This window comes from Bifidobacterium imperatoris (genome assembly GCF_002860405.1).
Lineage (GTDB): Bacteria > Actinomycetota > Actinomycetes > Actinomycetales > Bifidobacteriaceae > Bifidobacterium > Bifidobacterium imperatoris.
This window is the reverse complement of record NZ_NMWV01000010.1, coordinates 63,803-87,970: the sequence shown is the minus strand read 5'-3', so window position 1 is coordinate 87,970 and position 24,168 is coordinate 63,803. Positions and strand designations below refer to the sequence as shown.

At 55.2% G+C, this 24,168-nt stretch carries 20 protein-coding genes and 1 other RNA gene; 6 read left to right on the top strand and 15 right to left on the bottom strand.

The features are described 5' to 3' along the window. Positions 1-189: 189 nt before the first annotated feature. Positions 190-1,422: an MFS transporter gene (locus Tam1G_RS04025; RefSeq protein WP_033890043.1), complete on the top strand. Its 1,233-nt coding sequence runs from the start codon at positions 190-192 to the stop codon at positions 1,420-1,422. A 177-nt stretch (positions 1,423-1,599) separates the two neighbouring features. After that, positions 1,600-1,996, top strand: a transfer-messenger RNA (tmRNA) gene (gene ssrA, locus Tam1G_RS04020). Positions 1,997-2,077: 81 nt separating this feature from the next. Here the strand turns inward: ssrA and Tam1G_RS04015 are convergent. The 12 genes from Tam1G_RS04015 to mraZ all read right to left on the bottom strand — a co-directional run bounded on the left by Tam1G_RS04015 (position 2,078) and on the right by mraZ (position 15,978). Beyond that, on the bottom strand, positions 2,078-3,115 hold the full coding sequence (locus tag Tam1G_RS04015; protein WP_101625546.1) for a cell division protein FtsQ/DivIB: 1,038 nt from the start codon (positions 3,113-3,115) through the stop codon (positions 2,078-2,080). Beyond that, positions 3,115-4,650, bottom strand: coding sequence for a UDP-N-acetylmuramate--L-alanine ligase (gene murC / locus Tam1G_RS04010; protein WP_101625545.1), 1,536 nt, complete (start codon positions 4,648-4,650; stop codon positions 3,115-3,117). The genes Tam1G_RS04015 and murC overlap by 1 nt, the downstream gene beginning before the upstream one ends. A gap of 62 nt (positions 4,651-4,712) precedes the next feature. Continuing rightward, positions 4,713-5,897: a UDP-N-acetylglucosamine--N-acetylmuramyl-(pentapeptide) pyrophosphoryl-undecaprenol N-acetylglucosamine transferase gene (locus tag Tam1G_RS04005; RefSeq protein WP_101625544.1), complete on the bottom strand. Its 1,185-nt coding sequence runs from the start codon at positions 5,895-5,897 to the stop codon at positions 4,713-4,715. Between the two features lie 16 nt (positions 5,898-5,913). Continuing rightward, the gene (gene ftsW, locus Tam1G_RS04000; RefSeq protein WP_033890038.1) at positions 5,914-7,131 is read right to left on the bottom strand and encodes a putative lipid II flippase FtsW; all 1,218 of its coding nucleotides are present in this window, start codon (positions 7,129-7,131) and stop codon (positions 5,914-5,916) included. Next, the gene (gene murD, locus Tam1G_RS03995) at positions 7,118-8,563 is read right to left on the bottom strand and encodes a UDP-N-acetylmuramoyl-L-alanine--D-glutamate ligase (protein ID WP_242689730.1); all 1,446 of its coding nucleotides are present in this window, start codon (positions 8,561-8,563) and stop codon (positions 7,118-7,120) included. The genes ftsW and murD overlap by 14 nt, the downstream gene beginning before the upstream one ends. A 53-nt stretch (positions 8,564-8,616) precedes the next feature. Next, the gene (gene mraY, locus Tam1G_RS03990) at positions 8,617-9,723 is read right to left on the bottom strand and encodes a phospho-N-acetylmuramoyl-pentapeptide-transferase (RefSeq protein WP_033890036.1); all 1,107 of its coding nucleotides are present in this window, start codon (positions 9,721-9,723) and stop codon (positions 8,617-8,619) included. 38 nt (positions 9,724-9,761) lie between these two features. Then, complete coding sequence (locus Tam1G_RS03985) at positions 9,762-11,213, bottom strand: UDP-N-acetylmuramoyl-tripeptide--D-alanyl-D-alanine ligase (RefSeq protein WP_101625542.1); 1,452 nt, start codon at positions 11,211-11,213, stop codon at positions 9,762-9,764. 50 nt (positions 11,214-11,263) lie between these two features. Continuing rightward, entirely contained in the window at positions 11,264-12,133 is an 870-nt protein-coding gene (locus Tam1G_RS03980; protein WP_101625541.1) for a hypothetical protein, read from the bottom strand. 40 nt (positions 12,134-12,173) lie between these two features. Then, positions 12,174-13,979, bottom strand: coding sequence for a peptidoglycan D,D-transpeptidase FtsI family protein (locus Tam1G_RS03975; RefSeq protein WP_101625540.1), 1,806 nt, complete (start codon positions 13,977-13,979; stop codon positions 12,174-12,176). Next, positions 13,976-14,434: a cell division protein FtsL gene (ftsL, locus tag Tam1G_RS03970; protein ID WP_165781894.1), complete on the bottom strand. Its 459-nt coding sequence runs from the start codon at positions 14,432-14,434 to the stop codon at positions 13,976-13,978. The genes Tam1G_RS03975 and ftsL overlap by 4 nt, the downstream gene beginning before the upstream one ends. Positions 14,435-14,437: 3 nt before the next feature. Continuing rightward, positions 14,438-15,514 carry a 16S rRNA (cytosine(1402)-N(4))-methyltransferase RsmH gene (gene rsmH, locus Tam1G_RS03965; RefSeq protein WP_033890031.1) on the bottom strand — a complete coding sequence of 359 codons (1,077 nt, stop codon included), beginning with the start codon at positions 15,512-15,514 and terminating at the stop codon, positions 14,438-14,440. After that, a complete protein-coding gene (gene mraZ, locus Tam1G_RS03960) occupies positions 15,514-15,978 on the bottom strand; it encodes a division/cell wall cluster transcriptional repressor MraZ (protein ID WP_051917314.1) in 465 nt (154 codons plus the stop codon). Before mraZ ends, rsmH begins: the two co-directional genes overlap by 1 nt. Positions 15,979-16,434: 456 nt before the next feature. On the opposite strand from mraZ, the gene Tam1G_RS03955 reads away from it, so the two are divergent. Next, positions 16,435-18,714, top strand: a complete 2,280-nt coding sequence (locus tag Tam1G_RS03955; RefSeq protein WP_101625539.1) for a HelD family protein — start codon at positions 16,435-16,437, stop codon at positions 18,712-18,714. Positions 18,715-18,724: 10 nt separating this feature from the next. Continuing rightward, complete coding sequence (serA, locus tag Tam1G_RS03950; RefSeq protein ID WP_101625538.1) at positions 18,725-19,924, top strand: phosphoglycerate dehydrogenase; 1,200 nt, start codon at positions 18,725-18,727, stop codon at positions 19,922-19,924. A gap of 69 nt (positions 19,925-19,993) precedes the next feature. Here the strand turns inward: serA and nrdR are convergent, their stop codons facing one another. Then, positions 19,994-20,440, bottom strand: a complete 447-nt coding sequence (gene nrdR, locus Tam1G_RS03945) for a transcriptional regulator NrdR (protein ID WP_101625561.1) — start codon at positions 20,438-20,440, stop codon at positions 19,994-19,996. A gap of 52 nt (positions 20,441-20,492) precedes the next feature. Beyond that, a complete protein-coding gene (locus Tam1G_RS03940; RefSeq protein WP_423220507.1) occupies positions 20,493-20,804 on the bottom strand; it encodes a LysM peptidoglycan-binding domain-containing protein in 312 nt (103 codons plus the stop codon). Positions 20,805-21,039: 235 nt separating this feature from the next. Between Tam1G_RS03940 and lexA the strand changes: the two genes are divergently transcribed. Further along, positions 21,040-21,777, top strand: a complete 738-nt coding sequence (lexA, locus tag Tam1G_RS03935) for a transcriptional repressor LexA (protein WP_101625537.1) — start codon at positions 21,040-21,042, stop codon at positions 21,775-21,777. Between the two features lie 178 nt (positions 21,778-21,955). After that, a complete protein-coding gene (locus tag Tam1G_RS03930) occupies positions 21,956-22,897 on the top strand; it encodes a cation diffusion facilitator family transporter (RefSeq protein WP_101625536.1) in 942 nt (313 codons plus the stop codon). Positions 22,898-23,077: 180 nt separating this feature from the next. Here Tam1G_RS03930 and Tam1G_RS03925 read toward each other — a convergent pair whose 3' ends face one another. Beyond that, positions 23,078-24,040: an L-lactate dehydrogenase gene (locus Tam1G_RS03925; RefSeq protein ID WP_033890023.1), complete on the bottom strand. Its 963-nt coding sequence runs from the start codon at positions 24,038-24,040 to the stop codon at positions 23,078-23,080. Positions 24,041-24,168 lie beyond the last annotated feature (128 nt).

Here is a 24,168-nt window from a genome sequence, read left to right as displayed (position 1 = left end):
TCTGAATAAGAGCTGAAGCCCTCTCCTTTCCTCCCGTTTTCGGGCCCAGCTCACGCCGGACAATGAAGTCCAGGATTCCATAAGAAACACCGCCTCCCCGGCGTGAGCTGTACCTAAAGACGTGGAAAACATAACTGAAAACTGAAATATTCATTGTCTCATTGCAGTTAAGAAAAAGGGAATTCAATAATGAGCAACGAAACTACTAAGGCCGGCAACGCTGGATTTGCCAAGATCCTGCCGGTAATGTTCGCCTTCTTCGTCATGGGCTTCGTCGACCTGGTCGGCACCGCGACGAACTACGTCAAGGGCGAGTTCGCATTGGCGGATGGTACCGCCAACCTGTTCACCACGATGGTGTTCTTCTGGTTCCTGATCTTCTCCGTACCGACCGGCATGCTGATGAACAAGATCGGCCGTCGTAAGACCGTGCTGTGGTCCATTTTGGTCACCCTCGTGGCTATGGCTCTGCCGATCATCGCCTACGTGGCTCTCTCCGGCACTCCTCGCCTGGTTCTCATCGTTATCTCCTTCGCATTCCTCGGCATCGGCAACACCCTGATGCAGGTCTCCTTGAACCCGCTGCTGACCGTCTTCGTCAAGGGCGACAAGCTCGCTTCCACCCTGACCACCGGCCAGTTCGTCAAGGCCTTCGCTTCCCTGTTCGCCCCGTACATCGCCATCTGGGGCGCCACCAAGCTCGGCATGTGGTGGATCCTCTTCGTGATCTACTTCGTCATCGGCATCATCGGCTACATCCTGCTCGCCTTCGATAAGATCGAGGAGCCCGCTCCGGATGCAGGCACCACCACCATCGGCCGTTGCTTCAAGCTTCTGTTCTCTGATGGCATCGTCTTCCTGTGCTTCCTCGGCATCGTGGCTCACGTGGGTGTGGATGTTGGCATCAACGCTCAGGCTCCGCGAATCCTGACCGAGCACACCGGCGACCAGTTCACTGAAATCGCCGCAACTGCAACTATGGTCTACTTCATCGCTCGTATGATCGGCTGCTTCACCGGTGGTATCGTGCTGCAGAAGATCTCCAACAAGGTCGGTCTGCGCATCTGCGGTGTCATCATGACCCTGTCCGCTGTCTGCTTCGCCATCTTCTCCCTGGTGCAGGATAACCCGCCGGTCTGGCTGTTCTGGGTCGCTGTTGCCCTGGTTGGCTTCGGTAACTCCAACGTGTTCTCCCTGTTCCTCTCCCACGCTCTCATGTACCGTCCGGATCGTCAGAACGAGATCTCCGGCCTCATGCTCATGGGCCTCATCGGTGGCGCTATCTTCCCGCCGATTATGGGTGTGGCCGCTGACGCTGCCGGCCAGTTCGGTGGCATCCTCGTGATGGCCGTCGGCTGCCTGTACGTGCTGGTGATGGGCTTTGCCTACAAGGTGCTCGAAGGCAAGAAGGCTGAGGCCTGATAGCCGCTTCTAGCGCCATCCCAAGACGAGCCTGCGTGAATCTTCCCCTTCGGTTCACGCAGGCTTTTTCATATTTCCGTGAGCTGATTTGCGGTATTGATTTGCATTCCTGCCAGTAAAGGGATATATTGAAAAGTCCGGTCAAAAAGAGCCGGAAGAGTTTGATAACTCAATATTGGGGGCGATCGGTTTCGACGGTGACCTGTTCGCTGCAGGGAAGCGTGCCGAGAACGTCGGGTCCACTCGTGGATGACCCCGACAAAAGAATAAGTGCTAAATCTAACCGCACTGAGTTCGCTCTCGCTGCCTGAGCTTCGCGCCAGGATTAACCAGTGAGCAGCCGCTCCGTTCACTCCTCCTCGTCTTTGGGAGGATGCTGAGCGTCGTTAAGAAGACTTGCTGATGCAGTTGAGCCTCAGGGCTGCATCGGGACTTTAACTGCGGATATGCTCGCCATCGGTTGTCTGCGACACAGATGGGGGCAGAAAAATCGCCGCACGGCCAGCAGACTACGCACGTAGAAGACTGTGGGCTCGGTCATCGGACCGGGGTTCAATTCCCCGCGCCTCCACCATTCAAAAGGCCGCATAACCTAATGGTTATGCGGCCTTTGTCGTAGTTTTGCCTAGATGAATCCACCACTAGCAACTACCACTTACTTCAGAATCGGTCTGCTCGGTGCAGACACATCAACCTGCTTGTAGTCACCAATCACATTGGGATCGTTCAAAATCTTATCGACTTCAGCCATCTTGAGTTTCAGCTGTGAAGAATCACCCCAGACAATCACATGCTCGCCATCGTTCAATGTAGTCGTCACTGAATCCTGGGTTGCCACCGTGACCTTGGTAATCTGCTGACGCATGGATTCCGGCAAAGCCGCTAAAATCGTCAGCGCACCTTTCACCGAGCGATTCTTCAGGCTTTTCTCCACATTCTTGACCTCAATCACCGGAATGCCTTGAACATCGGCATTCTCCACTGAGTTCAACACTCGCCCCTGATCATCCACGACTGTAAGCGTACTGCCGCTTTTCAGCATGGCAGCAGGCTTTTGGGCCTTGATTGCCACACTCATCGATTTGGGGAAATGCTTGGAAACCTTTGCCTCGCTAACACCCGGAATCGCTTTCAGCTGATTGGCTACATCATTGGATGACACCAAGAACAAGGATTTGCCGGACTGCTTATTCGCAATGCTGTGAATGGTTTCGCTACTCACCCACTCGTTAGCACCAGAAACACTGATGGCATTTGATTCCAACCGGAACACCGAGGAAAACAACAGCAGCCACAGCAATGCGCCTACAAGGAGCAACGCCAACGCTCCAATGGCGACGCGCGCAGCAAGAACTCGCACTCCGGCTTTTCTGCGTTCCTTGGCTCGCGCCTTGAAATCAACCACCTTCGGGCGTGAGGCCACCCCGAGAGGGCCTGTGGTCTGGCGCAATGTTTCCGCTACATAGTCCTCGCTTCGCAACGCGCGAGCGTCAATAAAAGCCCCGGCTTTGCCCTTGGCGACAGTCACATCCTGAATCTCCGGCTGCGATTTAAGGTTCGAAGCCACGCTTCGCCCCGCACGAGTGCGTGACTTGCGTGGCGCCTTGTCTTGATGCGTATGAGATTCAACAACGCGAGTTTTACGCTTACCTGAAGAGGCAGAGCCTGAAGAACTGACCGTACGGCCGGCCATTACTCGCAGCTCTCCCTATGCGCTTCCAGAGCGGTCAGCAGCACCTGATCCATATCGGTGATGTCTCCAGCTCCCACAGTGAAGATCACATCGCCGTGATGCGCACGCATGGCCATCATCTTAGCGGCCAGGCACATATCATCAACCGACTGAATCCAAGCACCTTGTGATTCATCCTTCAGCCCTTGAGCCGCATCCACGATGGTATCCGGGCTTACATCCGGGAAATCCTCCTGCTTTTCGCGCGCGGGGAAAATACCGGTGACAATAACATCGTCAGCCTTGGAAAGAGCCTCGGCGAATTCACGGGCAAAGAACTTGGTACGAGAGAACAAGTGCGGTTGGAACAGCACACGAATGGCGCTTTGCGGGTAGCGACGGCGAGCCGCATCAAGCAAAGCCGCGATTTCGGTGGGATGGTGCGCGTAATCATCCACCACGGTAACCTGCTTCACCGTGCCGCGCACCTGGAAACGACGAGCAGCCCCAAGGAAGGTGCCAGCGGCCTTTGCCGCATCGGCGGGCTTAACGCCCAGCAGCACTGCCGAAGTGATGGCGGCAGCGGCATTACGCGCATTATGGATGCCAGGAACCTTCAACGCCACACTTTGGCAAACCGGCTCATCTCCGGTCACTGCAGCCGGAAGCTCCAAGGTGAGCTGTTCCGTGCCGCTGCCAGCGGTCTCGCTTTCGGAAGCAATAGCCACCAATGCGGCTCCCGCCAAATCAGGCAACTGATCTTTCGGCGTGGTGCCGTATACGACTGTATGCTTCTTGACTTCTGCAGGCAACGCTTCGAATACAGCAAGCGCGTCCTTATCGTCGGCGCAAATCACCACATGACCGGTAGCGTGCCCGGCATGGTTGACAAAAGCAGCACGGTAGTGTTCCTCGTCACCGTAATGGTCCAGGTGGTCGGCTTCCGCATTCGTGATAATGGCGATAGTCGGATGATACTTGGCGAAGCTGCCGTCGGATTCATCGGCTTCCGCCACCAACACGGAACCATTGCCTGCATGTCCGCCATCAAGCGTGCTGCCATCCGGCCCTTGGATGGAGCCGCCGATTGCATAGCTTGGATCAATGCCAGCATGTACCAGAATGTGTGCCAGCATAGAACTGGTGGTGGTTTTGCCATGCGCGCCGGCCACCGTAACAGCCTGCTTGCCGTTCATCAGCAATGCCAGAATGTCGCTGCGGTGCACGATTCGCTTACCGGCGTCGTGAGCGGCCACGATTTCCGGATTATCCGGCTTAATAGCGCTTGAATACACCACAGTGGATGCATCGGCCACATTCTCAGCCTTCTGGCCGAATTCCACAGTAATACCGAGTGCTTCGAGACGATCCGTCTTAGCACTGTGCTCACGATCCGATCCGTCAACCTGCACGCCTTCAGCATGCAGCATTTCAGCCAATACGCTCATTCCCGCACCGCCGATGCCAATAAAGTGGGTGGGGCCGAGATCGGCTGGAGTTGCCTGCGCATCAAACGCGGCGCGTGTGGGATCAAGCACGATGGATTCTTGAGACAATTGACTCTCCTTGAAGGATTATTCCTAACCACATATTGTATGTCGTCTCAGGTGCGGCCATTTCAGACTGAATGCGAGCCGGCAAGATCCAGCACCCGGTGCGCCATGATTGTCGCGGCATCACGAATGCCATATTCCCAAGCTTTCCGGCCGAAATCAGCCAAGCGCTCTTGATCGGCAAGCAATGCGGGTACATGGTCATGAACCCAAACCGGAGTCATATCCTTGTCCGCCACCAGCAATCCGCCACCTGCCTGAACGACCGGTTCGGCATTGAAACGCTGTTCACCGTTGCCTATCGGCAATGGCACGTAAATGGCAGGCAGGCCCAGTGCCGCAAGTTCAGACACCGAACCGGCTCCAGCACGGCAAATAACCAAATCGGCACAGGCGAAGGCCAAATCAATGCGTTCCAGGTATTCAGCGGCATGATAATCGCCTTTACCGGCCGAATCCGGGCCAAGACCCGTCAACACGTCCGCCTTAACCGATTTGGAAACCAAATCACGAACCTCGTCGATCTTTCCGCGCCCCGTCAAATGAATGATTTGCGCATGAGCCAGCAAATCAGCTGCGGAAGAGGCAATGGCACGATTCAGACTTTGTGCGCCCAGAGAACCGCCTGTGACCAACACCAGCGGACGATCCGAATCGACGCCCAGCAGTGCGGCCGACTCCCGGCGCACCGCTCCCCTATCCTGTTCCATACGCTGAGCCAGCGCGGCAATGGCCGGACGCAAAGGCAAACCAACACGTTCGATACGAGCATTCGACGCCGGCTTCAGCCCGGTGTGCTCATAAACGGTACCGATGAAGTCGGCCCAACGGGCACCAAGCTTATTGGCCATACCGGCGCGTGCATTCTGCTCATGGATGGCAATAGGAATCCCCATCTTATGTGCCGTAGCATATACCGGCGCCGACGCATAGCCGCCAAAACCGGCCACAACATCAGCCTGCCTCTTCTCGAGAATGCTGCGCACCTTAGCTGTCTCGCGTTTCCATTTCGCCGGGAACTTGAGCATATATAAATTCGGGCGGCGAGGGAACGGCACCTTTTCGATGGTGTCCAGTTCATACCCCGCATTCGGTACGAGGTCTTTCTCCAAACCAACGGCAGTGCCAATAACGGTAACCTGCGCAGACGGTTCGATATCTCGAATGGCATCAGCCACAGCAAGCAGAGGATTGACATGCCCAGCGGTACCGCCGCCGGCAAGAACGATATGGGGTGTTCCTTGAGTCATGGTTACTGAGTGTACTCTACACATTCTGACGGGATTGCCTAATCTGCGGTTGGCATCGCATAAGTCCCACAACAAGACCAGCTGCAGTCAGACACATCACCATCGAAGAACCACCAGCGGAAACGAATGGCATAGGCACGCCCAATACCGGGAACACGCCAACAACCACACCAATGTTGACCATCGCCTGACCGACAAGCCAGATGGTAATGCACATCAGCACCATAGACACATAACGATCAGTGACCTGCAGCGCCACAGCAATCATGCACCATCCGAGAATCACAAAGAACACAATCACCACAAGGCAGCCCACAAAACCGGTTTCCTCACCAATGATGGCAAAGATGAAGTCATTGTGCGCTGCAGGCAAATAGTTCCATTTCTCGCGCGAATTGCCGATGCCCACACCAAGGAAGCCTCCCGACGCTATGGCATATTTGGCGTGCATCGACTGGTAGCAGACGGTTTGTGCATCCGCAGCCGAACAATCACCGTAAGTGGCCAGAATTCGGCGCATACGGTTCGGGCTGGATATGGCGAGACCTGCAACCAATACAACGGCTGCAATAATGCCCGCCATCATCCATTTGCCGGGGAATCCCGCCACAAGAAATGCCGCAAAACCGATGAACAGCAGAATCATGGCGGTACCGAGGTCTCTACCCAAAATGACGGCAACTAAGCCGAACCCATATATCAGCAGTGGCTTGGCATATGCCTTGATGCCGTCCTTACGGTATCGTTTGCCGGACGCGTATAAGGATGTAGGCAGCCACACGCATACGGCGAATTTCATGAATTCAGCAGGCTGAATGGTAGTGAACCCTAAATTCAACCAACCACGATTGCCATATACGTCGACGCCCAGCGGAGTCAATGTCAGAAACTGCAGTGCAATGGCAATCCACATTGCTGCGATGCCGAAACGCTTCCAGAAACGCACCGGCAGCATCATGACGATAAAACCCGCAACCAAGCCAATGGCGCAGAATGCTCCCTGTGATGCCAATCGCAGGAACGGGGAAACTCCCTGTGCAGCCATCGACACCGTGGAGCTTGAGAACACCATGATGATGCCGAAGCAGGTAAGGCCCACCACTGCCGTGCGGAAACCGTGATAGCACCAGACCGGATTCAACAGGCTACGCCAGCCTGTGTAATCGGTAATGGTCAGGGCAGGTTTGCCTTGTGATGCGCGCACACGGCGCGCAGGAGACTCATTGGAGGCCATGCACCTCGCTCCAAGTCTTGGCTGCTGCTGCAAACTTGTTGCCACGATCGGCATAGGACTTGAACTGATCCATAGAAGCGCAGGCTGGTGCCATCAGTACCACATCGCCGGCTTCGGCATACTGTCCGCAAGCTTCAACCGCACGATCCATAACAGTTGCGTTGTCACTCGGATCGATGAACGTTACCGGAATATCCGGAGCCTGGCTCAGGAAAGCATCGCGCATCGGCTCCTGATCTTTGCCGATAATGACTGCAGCCTTGATGGTTTTCGCCTGATCATGCACCAACTGTTCAAAACGGCTGCCCTTAGCCAAACCACCTGCAATCCAGACCACGGATTTGTCTGGGAAGCTGGAGAGTGAAGCATGTGCGGCATGCCCATTGGTTGCCTTGGAATCATCCACGAAACGAATGGAGCCGCCTTCTACCCGAGCTTCTGCAACCGTCTCGATACGGTGGCCGCCCGGCTTGAACGCCTTCAGCGCATTCAACGCCGTTTCAGCATCGGCGCCCAATCCAAGCACCAACGCCAAGGCAGTCAACGCGTCAGCTACCAGATGCGGGTACAAGGTGCCGTTCGGCTCCATCAGATGAGTGAAGTCCGTGATAGGGGCAAGCTTGACCCGCTCTCCAACCGTTCCGGATGCGACGCCGCTTCGATCGGTGATCCATCCATCTTCGATACCGATTTCACCGGCTTGTGGCACAGCCAGCGTAAAACCGATTTTGCGGCATCCGGCTGCGGTCTGCGCACACTTTGCCAGTTCGCTCACCGTAGCATCCTGTGCATTGTAGACGATAGCGCGCTTAGCGTGCTGGAACACTTTCGACTTATCGGCGGCATAGTTCTCGCGCCCGCCGTGCCAGTCTAGATGATCGTCGGCAATATTGGTTATTGCAGCGCAATCCAATTCGAGCGAATCGGTGAAATGCAGCTGGAACGAGCTCAGCTCAACGCACAGCGCATCATGATGAGGGTTGGTTGCGCAGCGAGACAAGCTCATGGACATGTCCCCAGATGCGATATTACCGGCCGTGGGTGCATCCATACCGCAGGCGGTGAGCATTTCCGAGGTCATTTCCGTGGTGGATGTTTTGCCATTCGTTCCGGTGATGCCAATCCACGGTGCAGGCTTGCCGGTGCGCTCATTGTTAACGCGCAACCGCCATGCGAACTCGACCTCGCTCATCACCGGAATACCGCGGCGCTGGGCCTCCAATATAAATGGTGTACGCGGATTGAACACCGGAGAGGTCATCACATAATCCACGCCATCCCAATCGATCTGATCGAACGAGTGCACATCAGCTTCGCTTTTGCGCTCATCAACACCGATGACATGAGCGCCACGCTCAGCCAACACTTGAGCCAACGAAGTTCCGGACACTCCCAGTCCTGCGATAACCACTGTCTTATCCGCTACTTGCATCATTCCTCCAGATACACCAATCACCGAAGCGAGGATAGGCCGCTTACATTACGTCAGCTGAACAACAAACCGGAGCGCGCGACCCAGTCACCATAGAACACAGTAAGCGCCAGCAGCACAAAGAGCAGCTCAATCATCCAGAATCGGACCACAACCTTGGTTTCAGTCCATCCCTGCAACTCGAAATGATGGTGAATTGGCGCCATTTTGAACACACGTTTATGTGTCATCTTGAAATAGCCAACTTGAATAACGTCACTCATGGCTTCCATCACGTACAGGCCGCCGAGAATCACCGTCAGGAATTCGGTATGGGTGGCGATGGATAGTGCTGCGAACAGGCCGCCCAATGCGAGAGAACCGGTATCGCCCATGAAAATGGATGCAGGATTCGAGTTGTACCACAGGAATCCGAAGCAAGCCACCGCAGCACAGATGGCGATAATCGTCAAATCAAGTGGATCGGAGACCGCATATGAGTAACCTTCATGGCCGCCGCCCTTGATGTGGTAGCTTTCCCAGAATGCGATAACGCCGAAACCGGTGAATGAAATCATCGAAGAGCCTGCGGCCAAACCGTCCAGGCCATCGGTGAGGTTGACGGCGTTGGTCCACGCGGTCATCAGGAAGTTCACCCAAATGACGAACAGAATGATGGCCACGGCACGGCCTGCGAAGTCGAAGCTGAAGAACGGCTTTTCAATGAAGCTCATGCCCGGCTGAGCGCTCGGGAACCCGGACTTCGTGGGGATGATCAATGCCAAAACCGCGTAGATCGTGGCGAAAATGAACTGGCCTATGAACTTGCCACCCACAGTCAGGCCCTCATTCTGCTTCTTGCGCACTTTGGCGAAATCATCGATGAAGCCGAGCACGCCCATAGAAAGCATGGCGAACAGCACCAGTACCGCCGACCAGGATGGCACATCGCCCGAGCGCAGATACCGGTACAATGCGGAAGCTCCCCAGCCCAGCAGAATGGCGAAATTAATCACCACGCCGCCCAGCGTAGGGGTACCGCGCTTGATCAGATGCGATTTCGGCCCATCTTGGCGAATGTATTGGCCGTAATGCAGTTTATGCACAAGCTGGATGAGCATAGGGGTGCCCACCAAGGTGACGATCAACGACACCAGCATTCCAATAATCAGAGCAATCACGAGTGGTTTCTCTCCTCTTGTCGGTGGATTGGCACCTACTACTTAGTCGACCAGCGTTCCGCCAACGCGCTCAAGCCCGACGCATGAGAGCCTTTCAGCAAAACGACAGTATCCGGATGCTTTGCAGCCATGTCCAATACCAGCTGTTCGGCACGATCAATATTCTCAACACAGTCTACTGAAGCTCCTGCTACGCTCGCAGCCCCCCGAGCCAAAGCCTGAGCCATATCATGCAAATGCGTATCCTGATCGGAACCGACTGCGATGATGGCGTCCAATCCCAGTTCCGCTGCAAAACGGCCCACGGACTCGTGCAGTTCCGTTTCGCTGTGGCCAAGTTCCAGCATTGCGCCGAGCAATGCCACACGGAAAGGCGTACCACCGTCTTTGGCCGTCCAGGCTTTCAGTCCTTCCAAGCCTGCCTTCATCGAATCGGGGTTGGCATTAAAGGAATCATCAATCAGCGTGAAATGCGCCTGCTCGCGGCTGACCTCGGACAATGCCATGCGATGAGGGCTAATCGTACGCTGCGCGTGAAGCACCTGTGCAATATCGTCCAACGACATGCCGTAACGCAATGCCACGGTAGCCGCGGCCAATGCGTTCATCACATTGTGCACACCGGGGATGCCCAGATGCACACGCACTTGAGCGCCGTCTGCAGCATGCAGCGTGAATTCGGCATGGTCGTCCGTGTCCGCGGTAATATCCGTTGCCGTCACTTCAGGCTCATGATCACCGTTCTTGCCGAACCACATCACGTCCGCCGGGGCGATCTTGGCCATCGGAATCACATGGTCATCATCGCCGTTCAGTACAGCAACACCATTGGGAAGCAGTCCTGCGACAATCTCGCTCTTGGCCTGAGCAATACGTTCGCGAGAGCCGAATTCACCCAGATGGGCCACGCCAACCTTCAGCACTATGGCCGTGTTCGGTGGAGCGATGCTCGTCAAACGTGCAATCTCTCCCAAATGGTTGGCACCCATTTCAGCCACGAAGAAACGCGTATCACCATCGATCTTGAGCGCTGTCAAAGGCAGGCCGATCTCGTTATTAAACGAGCCGATAGGGGCAACAGTGGGGCCGAGCGTGGACATCAGCGCCGATAGCAGATCCTTGGTGGTGGTTTTGCCCACGGATCCGGTCAGGCCGATGATATCGAAATCGCCTGGCAGTTGGCGGCGGCGCTCGATATTATGCTTCGCCAGTTGTCCCAATGCCTCAACCGTGTTCTTCACCACAATCTGGGCAAGGCCCTGGGCCGGCACCTCATGATCGACAATGGCAGCCACGGCACCCTGAGCACCAACCTTACCCACGTAATTGTGACCGTCAACACGTTCACCCTTAATGGCCACGAACACCGAGCCAGCAGTAACCTGCCGTGAATCGCTGACCGCATTTGTCGCCGCACCGGCCGGAGCATCTCCGGCGACGATGCGACCGTCAACCGCCTGCGCGATCTCCTCGACACTCATTGGAACCATGTTTTCCACTCCTTGCAATCCGTGCGGCACTTTCGCGGCACCGCGGATGATTAATTAAGATTGTTCGCTACCCGCAATGCGCTGCGCACATTGTTCTTTCGTACACCTGCCGCCAGCACCATCGAAATTGCCAAAGACATATGTCCCGCTCTGATTCTGTCATATCCCACCGGGGATTCCAATGCCAGGTCATCGGATTCCTGAGTGGTGCCGGTCAGCGTAAGGTCACGGTCGGAAATGAACGAATACCGCGTTTTCAACGCGGATACATCCTGATTCGATGTATTGTGTTCGATTCCCAGCACGTCGACATTCACCGATTCCAAAGCATGATTGCGCACAGTTGATGGATTCAAGGCAATGATCACTGCGGCAACACCGTCCTCGGCGCAAACGGCCAGTGTGCGCTGCATGTCAAGGACTCCCAACGGATATGTCAGGTTCAGCGTGCGAGTCATGGACGTGGATCCCTGTGCATCAATCACCGCCACCGGGTTGCCAAGCATATGGAGAAAATCGGCCAATTGCGTCACATCAGCGCTGATCTCGTCGTCATCATCGCCAGCTACGGCGAATACCGCCATCGCATTGGTTGGAGAACCGGCAAGCGTCACGGCCATGTCTCCCAGAACATGGTCGTTCAGCTCACCAAAAACCAACGGGATATCCGCTTGCGGGCACTGATGCTGCAGGGAACGCGGCAGCAATGCCGCGTATGCTCCAGCCTGTGCGGCATGGGATAATTCAGCGATTCTGCCACCGCATACGAACAGCGATCCCGGCCCCACGCTATCCAAAGAATCACTTAGCGAAGTGATAGTGACATTGGACGCGAATTGCGGAACAATATCGAAACCGTACTTCTCAGCCAACATGCCCAACGTCATACGCTGGGAAATGGCTTCGCTCACCGCACTCATGGGCTAACGCCTTTCTTCCATACTCACTATCACTGCAACATCACCAAGTGACTGGGATAGCATCTGTGCGAGGACTGGAAACAGGTACCTCGTATTTCTGCATAAGGAACTCACAAATCTGCGCGGAGACCGGACCTGCGGTAAGGCCGCCATAGGAGCCTTGCGGGTCCTTCATCACCACCGTGACCACAAAGCGTGGGTTGTCGGCTGGAATCACCACCGAGTAATCGGAAATGATGGAGCTGAGGGAGCCATTGTCTCCCGCCACTTCTGCGGTACCGGACTTGGCCGCCATACGGTAGCCATCAACCTTGACGAACTTGCTATAGTCCTCTGCAACGGATTCCATAGCGTTCATCACGTCAGCCGCCACCTGTTCGTCAACCACTCGGGTGGCTTCTCCCTGCTTAGTTTCCGTGGTCTTGCCATCCGCATTCGTGGTCGATTTGATAATCGACTGCTGTTGACGCACGCCCTTGTTGGCTATGGTGGCCACCACATTGGTCAGCTGCAATGCATTAACCGTGTAACCCTGACCGAACAGCACCGTATTACGCGTACGCAAATCCCAGGAAGATGGATTCGTCAGCACACCGTTGGATTCGCCGGGCAGATCCAGACCAGTGGACTGGCCAATGCCGAACTTGGTGAGATACTCGTAACGCTGGTCATCGGTGTAGTTCTTGCCGGCGAGCACCATACCGTTGTTGGAAGACTTCTGCAGAATGCCGGCCAGAGTCCAATGCATGTCCCCGTGGGTGAACGCGTCCTTGAAGTCCTGCCCATTGTCGGTCACCGAGTTCGGTACGGTGAACTTGTCCGTCATCTTATGCTCACCGGTTTGCAGATATCCAGCGGCCGAAATCAGCTTGCCGATGGAACCCGGTTCGAAGGTTTCCGAAACAGCGCGGGATGCGCCTAACTTCGCCTCATCAGTGCCCGCATCCACTTCGTCACTATCGGCAAGAGCCAGAATCTCTCCGCTTTGCACATCCTGTACCACGCCGATAACCCAAGGCGACTTGTAGGTGGACTTGGCTTCCTTCATGATTTTCTTGACGTACCATTGCACGTCTCGATCAATGGTCAGATTGACGTCGGAACCGTCCTTTGCCGCCACGGATTCGGTCATGGTGCCTGGAATTTCCTCACCGCCGTAATTGCCACGCTGGTAAGTCTGATGCCCGTCAGTACCGGTGAGCACTTTGTTTTCCATCTGCTCAATGCCGGCCACACCAGTGCCCTCGTCGTTCACACCACCAAGCAATGCGCCCATCAGGTCACCATCCGAGTAGATGCGTTCGCTGCTGAGCTCTCCCCAGACAATGCCGCCGAGATTGAGCTCGTCGATGCTGCGCTTGACCTGTGGAGTCACATCCTTTTTCAGCACGACGTATTGGCCGCTGATCGACAGGTCTGCACCCAATTCCATAGCGCTGATGCCTAATTCCTTGGATAGCAGACGTCCGACCGCCGCCGCACCGGTGACTCCAACTGGCTTGCCATCGATCTGATGGCAGTAGTCCTGATTGTTTTTATTGCAGGTAATCGGAGTGAATTCCTGAGCGGCCTCAGGATTGGCAACGATGGTATATCGTTCAACGCTCTGGGCCAATACCGTGCCATTGGCATCCAGAATACGGCCGCGCTTGGCACTGAGCGTCACTCGCGAAGTACGCGACGCCGTAGCGGCCTGCGCCATCTGACGCCCGTCAATCAGTTGGATGGACGCCAACTGCCCTACGCATAGCGACGCCACGAATGCCAAGGCCAGGCCAATCGCGATGCACTTGCACGCGAAGGTCTTCACCTTGGCGAACCGCACGATGCGGGAAAATAATTTCACTGTGTGCCGCCTTCCGCGTCTTTCGGCTGCTGATATCCCTGAAGATCGATAGTGGCAGTGCCTCCCTTGGAGACCATGCCCATTTCGCTGGCCTTATCCGGCAGTGATGCGATCAATTGATCGAGCTTCGCCTGATCATCCTCAATATCCTGAGTCAGTACATTGATGTGGCTCTTGACTTCGGCGGCTTCAAAAGAGTTCTGCACCATCTCGGTACGCAACATCAGCGCACCCAATAGTGTGGCGGCCAGAAATACCACTGCGATAATCACATGCACCATTGGCGCCGTGCGCGTTCTCGTCCATTCGAGAACGCGTCCGAACACGCTGCGCTCCTTATCACCATGAGCATTGGTGATAACCCTCAGCTGCGGACGAGAACTCGCCTGCGGCTTGGCTTGAGGACGCTGCGATGCCGAAGAGCCGGATCGAATGCTACGTGCCGTTGCCGCCATGTTTTAGTTTCTCCTCGAAGTGTTGCGATTGTTAGTATGTTTTCCGCCGCGCCGGCCGCCAGATTCATGAGTGTCATCCGGATGCTCGGCCATATGTTCAAAACGGGTACGCCATCGATCCGGAATAGGTCTAATCAGTTCCACCGCACGCAATCGGACTGATGCGGAGCGTGGATTCGACGCGATTTCCTGTTCGTCGGCTTTAATGGCGCCACGAGTCAATTCCTTGAAGAAAGGCTGTGCGTCCGGAGGAACTATCGGCAAATCGGCGGGCGCGTCAATCTTCAATCCATTCGCCATGAACGATTTGACGGTTTTGTCTTCCAACGAATGGTAGGACTCCACCACCAGACGCCCACCCACATTGAGGCGGTTTGCAGCCTGAGGCAATGTGGATGCGAGTTTGGCCAATTCGCCATTGACCTCGATGCGCAATGCCTGGAATACTCGCTTGGCGGGATTGCCGGCCGGTCGATGTGCCTTGGGAACCACACGCTCCACCAGAGCATTGAGCTGCCCCGTGGTGGTCAGCGGTTCCTTAGCACGGTCAGTGACAATGGCACGAGCGATTTGGCGTGCAAAACGTTCCTCTCCGTATTCTTTGAAAATACGCACCAATGCGGGAGCGTCATATGTGGCGAGAATACGCTGCGCCGTCAGCTCTTGGCTGACGTCCATACGCATGTCAAGCGGAGCATCATGCGAGTAGGAGAACCCACGGTCCGCCTCATCGATCTGGAGGCTGGACAGTCCCAAATCCATGAACACCGCGTCCACACGTTCGATGCCTTGATTCTCGAGCACCTGATCAAGCTGATCGAATGCGGCATGAACCGGAATGAATCGGTCGGCGAGACCTTCCTGCTCCATTCGCTTGGTGGCCAAGCCCAGTGCCTCGCTATCTCGATCGATACCGATAAGACGAGCATTGGGAGCGGCTTTCAGGAACGCTGTGGAGTGGCCGGCAAGACCGAGCGTGCAGTCTACTGCGATAGCACCTTCATGCGCCAAGGCGGGTGCCATCAAGTGCACACAATCTTCCAGTAGCACTGGCTGGTGAATAGTGGTCAGATCAGTCATCAGAATTCAACCTCCGGCAATACGTCATCCGCGATATCGGCGTAGTCCTCTTCCTTCTGTGCGAGGTAAGCCTCCCAAGCGTCCTTGTTCCAGATTTCCGCACGCGTGCCAACGCCAATAACCACGATGTCGGAGCCAAGGTTGGCGTAATCGCGCAGCATCTGCGGCACAACCACACGCCCCTGCTTATCCGGTTCCTGATCGACGGCACCGGAAAGGAATACACGCAGGTATTCGCGCGCTGCCTTATTGCCCACCGAGGTGCGCTGAATTTGTGCGGCGATACGGCGAAATTCATCGAAGGGCAGCAGATATACACATCGTTCCTGGCCACGGGCCATGACCAGACCGGCTCCAAGCTGAGCACGGAATTTTGCGGGGAGTGCCACACGCCCTTTGGCGTCGATTTTTGGAGTGTATGTGCCGAGAAGCAGCGGTGGCAGTCCTGACAGGAGATCGGAGATTCCAGTGGAGCTATTCCCGGAGGTTTGAGCGTCCTGTGAGGTCTGTTCACCAGCCACGGCTCCACCTCCTTATTCACGCGTTTGGGTACACTCCTGCCAACTGGTTCACCACTTTACCCCACCATTCCCCATTTTTCCCCACTGATACACAATTTGCTCATCCTTTTACGAAGAATTTCACTTGTCCGTGCGTGTCGGCGCGCTTTCATAGCCGGTTCAGCACAAATCCTTCAAGCGGAAACGGCGGAGTTCACCCTTACATTGCCACCATCCACTGCTAGCAGCTGCCGCTCCACCGCCAGCATGCCGGCGTATGCCTTCATCAGGCATGGCGGAATACGAATTCACCGGAAGTTCATGCACCCATTCAGCTCACCGAGCATTCCGGTAGGGGGCGTGCGGTAAATTTGAGTGCCTTAAAGTGTTGACCTCGAAGAAATGGAAACGAAGAGAAGCATGTCGAGTTACGCCTCACAGCTGCATGAGGAACAACAAGCCGTTGATCGCGCCTACGGACGTCTTGATGACCTTCGTGCCGAAATGTGGCAGCGTTTGGATACCGTACGCGCCGCAGGCTCGCACGGATCGCCCACGCAGCGTACCGAACGCGATTCCTTTGCCACAATGTATGAGGATCGCCTCACCCAATTGCGCAGTGTCGAGGATCGTCTGGTATTCGGCCGCCTCGATTCCAAAGACGGCACCCGCCACTACATCGGGCGTATCGGCCTATCCAGTACCGATCACGAACCGATTCTGACCGACTGGCGAGCCGAAGCCGCACGGCCGTTCTATGAGGCAACGCCTTCCAATCATGGCAATATTGTGATGCGCCGCCATATCACCTTGAGCTTCCGCAATGTAGTAGGCGTCGAAGATGAAGTGCTCGACGTTCATTCCGATCAGGTGGGGCAAGCCTCCTCGGCCGGAACCCTCACCGGCGAAGGTGCATTGCTGGCTTCCCTCAGCTCACGACGCACCGGCAAAATGACCGACATCGTCGCCACCATTCAGGCCGAGCAGGACCGCATCATCCGTTCCGATATGAACCGCGCCGTGGTTGTTCAAGGCGGCCCAGGCACCGGCAAAACCGCCGTGGCCCTGCATCGCGCCGCATATCTGCTCTACACTCATCGCCGCACTCTGGAACGTTCCGGCGTGCTCGTGGTGGGCCCCAGCTCGGCGTTCCTGCATTACATCGATCAGGTGCTGCCTTCATTGGGCGAAACCGGTGTGGTGTCTCGCACCATCAGCGACCTTATCCCCGGCATCACCGCCACCGCCACCGACACCCCTTATACTGCCAAGCTCAAGGGAGACCGTCGCATGGCGCAGGTCGTGGCCAATGCCATCGCCTCGCGTATTCGCATACCGGCGAACCTGCCTACAGTGACCATCAGCGGCATTCAAGTGCCGATGCTTGCCGTGGACATTCAGCAGGCGCAGACCGATGCCAAGCGCACTCGTCAGGCACATAACAAGGCGCGTGAAACGTTCATCCGCTCAATGCTTTCCAGCATGCAGCGCCGATATGCCGAACAGCTGGACTATACACCGGACCAAGCTGAGCTCAATCGGGCCATGCAATTGCTGCGCATGAACGATACCGTGCGCAAAACACTGAACCTGTGCTGGCTGCCAATGACCGGCCCTTGGCTAATTGATCAATTATTCGCGCACCCGGAACGTTTGAAGTCGCTTGCCGGCTGGCTGTCCGACGATGATATTCGCGCTCTTGCCAGGCCAAAGGGCTCGCCGTTGACGAAATCCGATATCCCTCTGCTGGATGAGGCTATGGAATTGCTGGGGCCCGACCCCAAGGTCGTAGCCCGCAAATCTGCGGCGGACGCTCGCCTCGCTGCGGAAGAACAGTATGCCAAGGATACGCTGGCCGCCACCGGTCTCGGCCAGGGCATTGTTTCCAGCCAGATGCTTCTTGACCAAATGAATGGCACTGACGCGGAGCTGACATCACAACGTGCCGCCGCCGACCGCGAATGGACTTATGGTCATATCGTGGTTGATGAGGCGCAGGAGCTCACGGCTATGGATTGGCGCATGCTAATGCGCCGCTGCCCTTCGCGTTCGTTCACCATTGTGGGTGATGTGGCACAAACCTCCGCTCTGGGAGGAACCCGCCGCTGGGACAAGACCATGAATCGTCTGTTTGGAGCGGAACATTGGGATCTCAACGAGTTGACCATTAATTACCGCAATCCACAGGCGGTTTCCGATCTTGCTTCCCAGTTCGCCCAGAACGAAGGACTCTACATCTCGACCGTGCATGCTGTGCGTGATGTGCCAGGCTCGGTGTCTCGCCATACCGTTGACGATACGGAATCACTGCTGCAAGCCATTGCTGATCAAGCGGTTCAGCTTGCTCATCATTTCGTCTCCACGGACGGTACCGGCCGCATTGCCATCATTTGCCCGGATTCGCTGATTGAACCGGTACGCCAGCATGTACGTCAATCTCTATCCGGTGCGCTTGATTCCAAGGAATATCAGCGTCTGATTGATCAGCCTGAATGGGATGAACAGATTAGTGTATGCGGCACGGAAACCGTTAAGGGTCTGGAGTTCGACGCCGTGGTGGTAGCCGAACCGGCCATGATTGAGGATGATGCACCGAGCCGCTTGGTGGCCGCATCTGACTTGTATGTGGCAATGACCAGGCCAACCCAGAAACTGGTTATAGTTCGGACAAAAGCGGACGAACAGTCCATGAACATCTAAGGTGAAAATTATGCCGAAAGCATTGTTATTGGAAAATATTCATCCAGATGCGGCCCAATCGTTACGCGATCATGGTTTTGAAGTCGAAACGATGAAGGGCGCTCTGAGCGAGGACGAGCTGATTGACGCTCTCGATGGTGTGGATTTGGTTGGCGTGCGATCCAAAACCAACGTCACCGCCCGCGTCTTGGAGGCACGTCCCAATTTGAGTGCCGTCGGCTGCTTCTGCATCGGCACGAATCAGGTTGACTTGGATTATGCCGGCAAGCATGGCATTGCGGTGTTCAACGCCCCATATTCCAATACTCGTTCCGTGGTGGAATTGGTTATCTGCGACATCATCTGCCTGATGCGCCGCATTCCGGCCCATACGCACCATATCAAGCATGGTGTTTGGGATAAGTCCGCAGCCGGCTCCCATGAGGTACGTGGCAAGACGTTAGGCATCATCGGTTACGGCAATATCGGCTCTCAGCTTTCGGTTCTGGCCGAAGCATTGGGTATGCGCGTGGTCTTCTACGATATCGAAGAGAAATTGGCCTTGGGCAATGCTCATCGTTGCGCCACATTGAACGAGCTGCTGGAGCAGTCTGATGCGGTGACGCTGCATGTTGACGGCCGTAAGTCAAACACCGGGTTCTTTGGCGAAGATCAGTTCGACCATATGAAGCAGGACGCGATCTTCATCAATTTGTCTCGCGGTTTTGTGGCTGATTTGGACGCATTGAAGCAGCATCTGGATTCCGGCCATCTGGCCGGTGCTGCGGTTGATGTATTCCCTGTTGAGCCGAAAAAGAGCGGGGATGCATTCAACACCCCGCTGGCTGACGAGGACAATATGATTCTCACGCCGCATATTGGCGGTTCCACGCTGGAAGCTCAGGAGTCCATCGGTCATTTTGTGTCTCAGCGACTCGAGGATTATTGGTTTAACGGTTCTACATCCCTATCTGTGAATCTGCCGCAGATTAATCTCGGCAGCTGCAAGGGCGTTTGCCGTATTGCCCACTTGCATGCAAATCTTCCTGGCGTGCTTGCTCGCGTGAACCATGTACTAGGCAATGAGAATATCAATATTTCGTTCCAGTCTCTGGCCACGGAAGGTGAGCTCGGCTATGTGGTGACCGATGTGGCATCTAAGCCGAGTACCGAAACCTTGGAAGCCTTGCGTAATATCGAAGGCACGATTCGCATGCGCGTTACCAACTGATAGCGCGCATCGCATGCTATGAGTTGGCCGGTTCCTGTTTTATTCAGGGACCGGCCAACCTTTATCTTGCTATCTGTCGTTGCGCAACTCGTCAATGGCACGTTGGAAATCTTCCAAACCAGAGAAATCCTGGTACACACTGGCAAAGCGCAGATACGCCACTTCATCCAAATCTCGCAAAGGCTTGAGGATGGCTTTGCCCACCTCATCCGATGTAACTTCCGCAAGACCTCGGGAGCGTAAATCCTCTTCGACTTTCTGCCCCAAGGCCTTCAGATCTTCTTCCTTCACCGGACGGCCCTGACAAGCTTTCCGTACGCCATTAATCACCTTGTCACGACTAAAAGGCTCAGCTCCACCAGAGCGCTTGGTGACCAAAAGCATACTGGTCTCCAGTGTGGTGAAGCGTCTATTACATTTCGGGCATACACGGCGCCTACGAATGGAATGACCGTCTTCGCTGATACGGGTATCAATAACTTTGGTATCGGGGTTCTGGCAAAAAGGACAATGCATGCCACCTAGAATAACGTGACCGTGGAGAAAAACCGAATACAGGTGGTTCGTATCATTCATTGGGCACAATAATTCGCTGACCCGCCTGCAATGCACCAGAATCCAAATCATTCAATTCAATCAGCTCATCCACGGTTTCTGACACATCCTGACCTTTTGGCGTGATGGAGGAGGCATACGACCATAATGTGTCCCCCGGTTTCACAATATAGCTAGTTACTTGGGTAGCTCCGGTACTCGACTGCGCGGGCCGTGCCGACCACGCGCCAATGCCAGCCCAGGCCAACACCACAGCCAATAACATCGCCAATATCACATGACGCCACCGCTGGCGCTGTTTATATTCATGCCGGAGTGACACCATAGCGCGCATTGTCTCGTCATAGCGATGTGCAACATTGCGCATCTTCGGATGGTGAACAATCACCATTGCGTTTGGACTATTCATCACAGCCACCCTTCTCGAACAGGTGTTCTATCGAACATCTGTTCATAGCATTGCACATATGTTCGAATTAGTCAAGTACAGAACTCGAACAGATGTTTGATTTTTTGTGAATGTCACGTTATGCTAGAGAAAGCATGAAAGGAGCCCTGACGTGAGCACCATCCCCTTTTCCCCCAAAGGCGCACCAGACGAAGCCTCACTGTCCGATCGCCAACGCAAGGTTCTGAACGCCATTAGAGCTCATATCGAAGAGCAGGGATTCGCGCCCTCGTTCCGCGAAATCGGATCTGCAGCCGGTCTTAAAAGCCCTTCATCGGTTAAGCATCAGCTTCAGGTGCTCGAGGAAAAAGGATTTATTCGCGTCAATGCCAATAAAGGTCGCGCGATTGAAGTAATCGTCCCCAGCGCCTCCCCTGCCTCCCAGCGGGAACATGAATACCCTGCGTCGCAGGACAGCCAGACGAAGGAATCATCATCGGCCGAGATTTTCCAGTTCCCGGCTGAATCCATCAGCGAATCTCGTGATGTTCCTCTGGTGGGACGTATCGCAGCCGGCGTACCGATTACCGCCGAACAACATATTGATGATGTTATGCGTCTTCCGGAACGGCTAACCGGCTCTGGCACATTATTCATGTTGGAGGTTCACGGTGATTCGATGATTGATGCCGCTATCTGCGATGGGGACTATGTGGTGGTTCGAGAGCAGAATTCCGCGGTGAACGGAGATATCGTGGCTGCGCTCTTGGATGATGAGGCTACGGTGAAGACATTCCGCAAGGAGCAGGGGCACGTTTGGCTCATGCCTCATAATCCCGCTTATTCCCCCATCGATGGCACGCATGCCACGATTATGGGCAAAGTGGTAACAGTGCTCCGCAAGCTCTGATTTTCATCTCGATTTTCTGATCGTCCTCATTCTGACGCATGCATCGCAATACGTGCTACACTGTCAGGCAGCATTGAAACCCCGGCTCCACGCCGGGGTTTCTCCATATATGAACCGTAACGCAAATGGTATTGAGAAACGATTTCATCTTGATACCGTTAAAGGAGCGCATCACACCATGCCCCATACACATGCATCTGTTTCGCCGACTTCCGTGGCACATGCCAAAGCCCATCAGCGCAGACTTATCGCGACGTTGTCCGTAACTGCATCGGTGTTTCTGATTGAGGCGGTCACGGCGTTTCTCACTGGATCGTTGGCATTGCTGGTGGACGCAGGCCATATGCTCACCGACATGTCGGTGCTTATCGCTTCCACGGTGACTGCCATTCTGATGCAACGCAAGCCAAGCAACACGCGAACCTGGGGCTGGGCTCGTCTGGAGGTGTTGACGGCTGCTGCTGGCGCATTGGTATTGCTGATTGTTGGCATATATGCATTGGTTGAAGCCGGAATGCGTTTGTTCGGCAATTCGCATAATCAAATCGATGATATCGGCTTGTTGCTCTTCGTAGGAATCCTGGGATTGAGCGCCAATATCATCTCTATCTTCATTCTGGCGTCTCAGCGGGAAGACAACATGAATATGAAGGCGGCTTTTCTGGAAGTCATGAATGATGCGCTTGGCTCGGTGGCTGTGGTGACGTCTGCTTTAGTAATGATGTCTACCGGTTGGAAGGGCTTTGACGCCGTGGCTGGTGCGATTATTGCACTACTGATGATTCCGCGCGCCATCAAATTGTTGCACAATGCTGTACGCGTGCTGCTTGAGGAAACACCGAAGGGTCTTGATTTGGATGCTGTGCGCACGCATCTGGAAAGTGTGCCGCATGTAATTGCCGTGCATGATCTTCATGCCAGCACGGTGTCTACCGGAATGCCGATTCTGATGGCCCATGTGGTGGTGGATAAGGATCTCACGATGGAGCAGGCGGCCCAGGTATTGGCTCAACTTCAGGATTGTCTACGTGAGCACTTCCCGGTCTCAGTGCCCCACACCACGTTCCAACTCGAACCGGAAGGTTACACCACCCCCTCAGCTGGCGACCTCCACAAGTAACTAATCACAAATAAGTAATCGCCACATGGACAATTCCATGTGGCGATTACTTATATGATTGCTGTCAATCTATAAATAATCGCTGTACGTGTGCGATTTTTGTGACGCTCAGAGTGAAGGAATACAAAGGTATTTCGAACTCTGAGCGGCGCAAAAGGCGCTCCGTACAGCGATTATTTATCAGAAGCCGAACTGGGCGGCAGTTTCCTTCAGCGTCTCAGCGGAACGCTTCAGGGCTGCGAGCTCCTTGTCGGACACCGGGGTGTTGATGGCGGTGTTGACGCCCTGACGGTTGAGCAGGGTCGGCACGGACATGCAGATGTCGGAGATGCCGTGGAAGTCCTTGAGCATGGAGGAAACAGGCAGGATACGGTTGGTGTCGTGCAGAACGGCCTCAACGATGTCAACGCCGGACATACCGATGGCGTAGTTGGTGGCGCCCTTACCGTTGATGATCTTGTAGGCGGCGTTCTTGACTTCCTGGTGGATCTCTTCGCGCTTAGCGGCATCCAGCGGCTCGTGGCCCGGCAGCGGGGTCCAGTCGCACATCGGAACGCCACCGATGGTGGCGGAAGCCCACAGCGGGACTTCGGAATCGCCGTGCTCGCCAGCGATGTAGGCGTGAACGTTCTTGACGTTGACGCCGGTCTGCTGGGCGATCAGGAAGCGCAGACGAGCGGAATCCAGGTTGGTGCCGGAGCCGAAGATCTGGTTCTGCGGCAGACCGGTGATCTTCTGGGCAACGTGGGTGGCGATATCAACCGGGTTGGTGATGAGCATGTAAATGGCGTTCGGAGCGACCTTGACGAGGCCTGGCATGATGGCCTTGAGGATGTTGACGGTGGCGCCAACGAGCTCCAGACGGGACTGACCCGGCTTCTGGCGAGGACCAGCGGTGATGACGATCATGTCAGCGTCGCGGCAGATCTCAGGATCATCGGAACCGTCGATGGACACGGTCGGGTAGAAGCTGGAGCCGTGCTGCATATCGAGCACCTCAGCCTCCACGCGCTCCTTAGCGATATCCTCAAGCACGATCTCGCGGGCAACGCCACGCTGTGCGGCAGCGAATGCGAGAGTGGAGCCAACAGCACCAGCACCGATGATTGCAAGCTTCGTGGGCTTAACGGTAGTTTCCGCCATGATGGATTAACCTCTCTTCAAAGGCGGTCTGCAGAATGGCAGGCCATGTAACTAACGGTTTTACTTTATAAACCCGGTTAGACGTTTGCGCTCCCAAAAATTCGCTACGAAAATCAGAAAACCTTGTA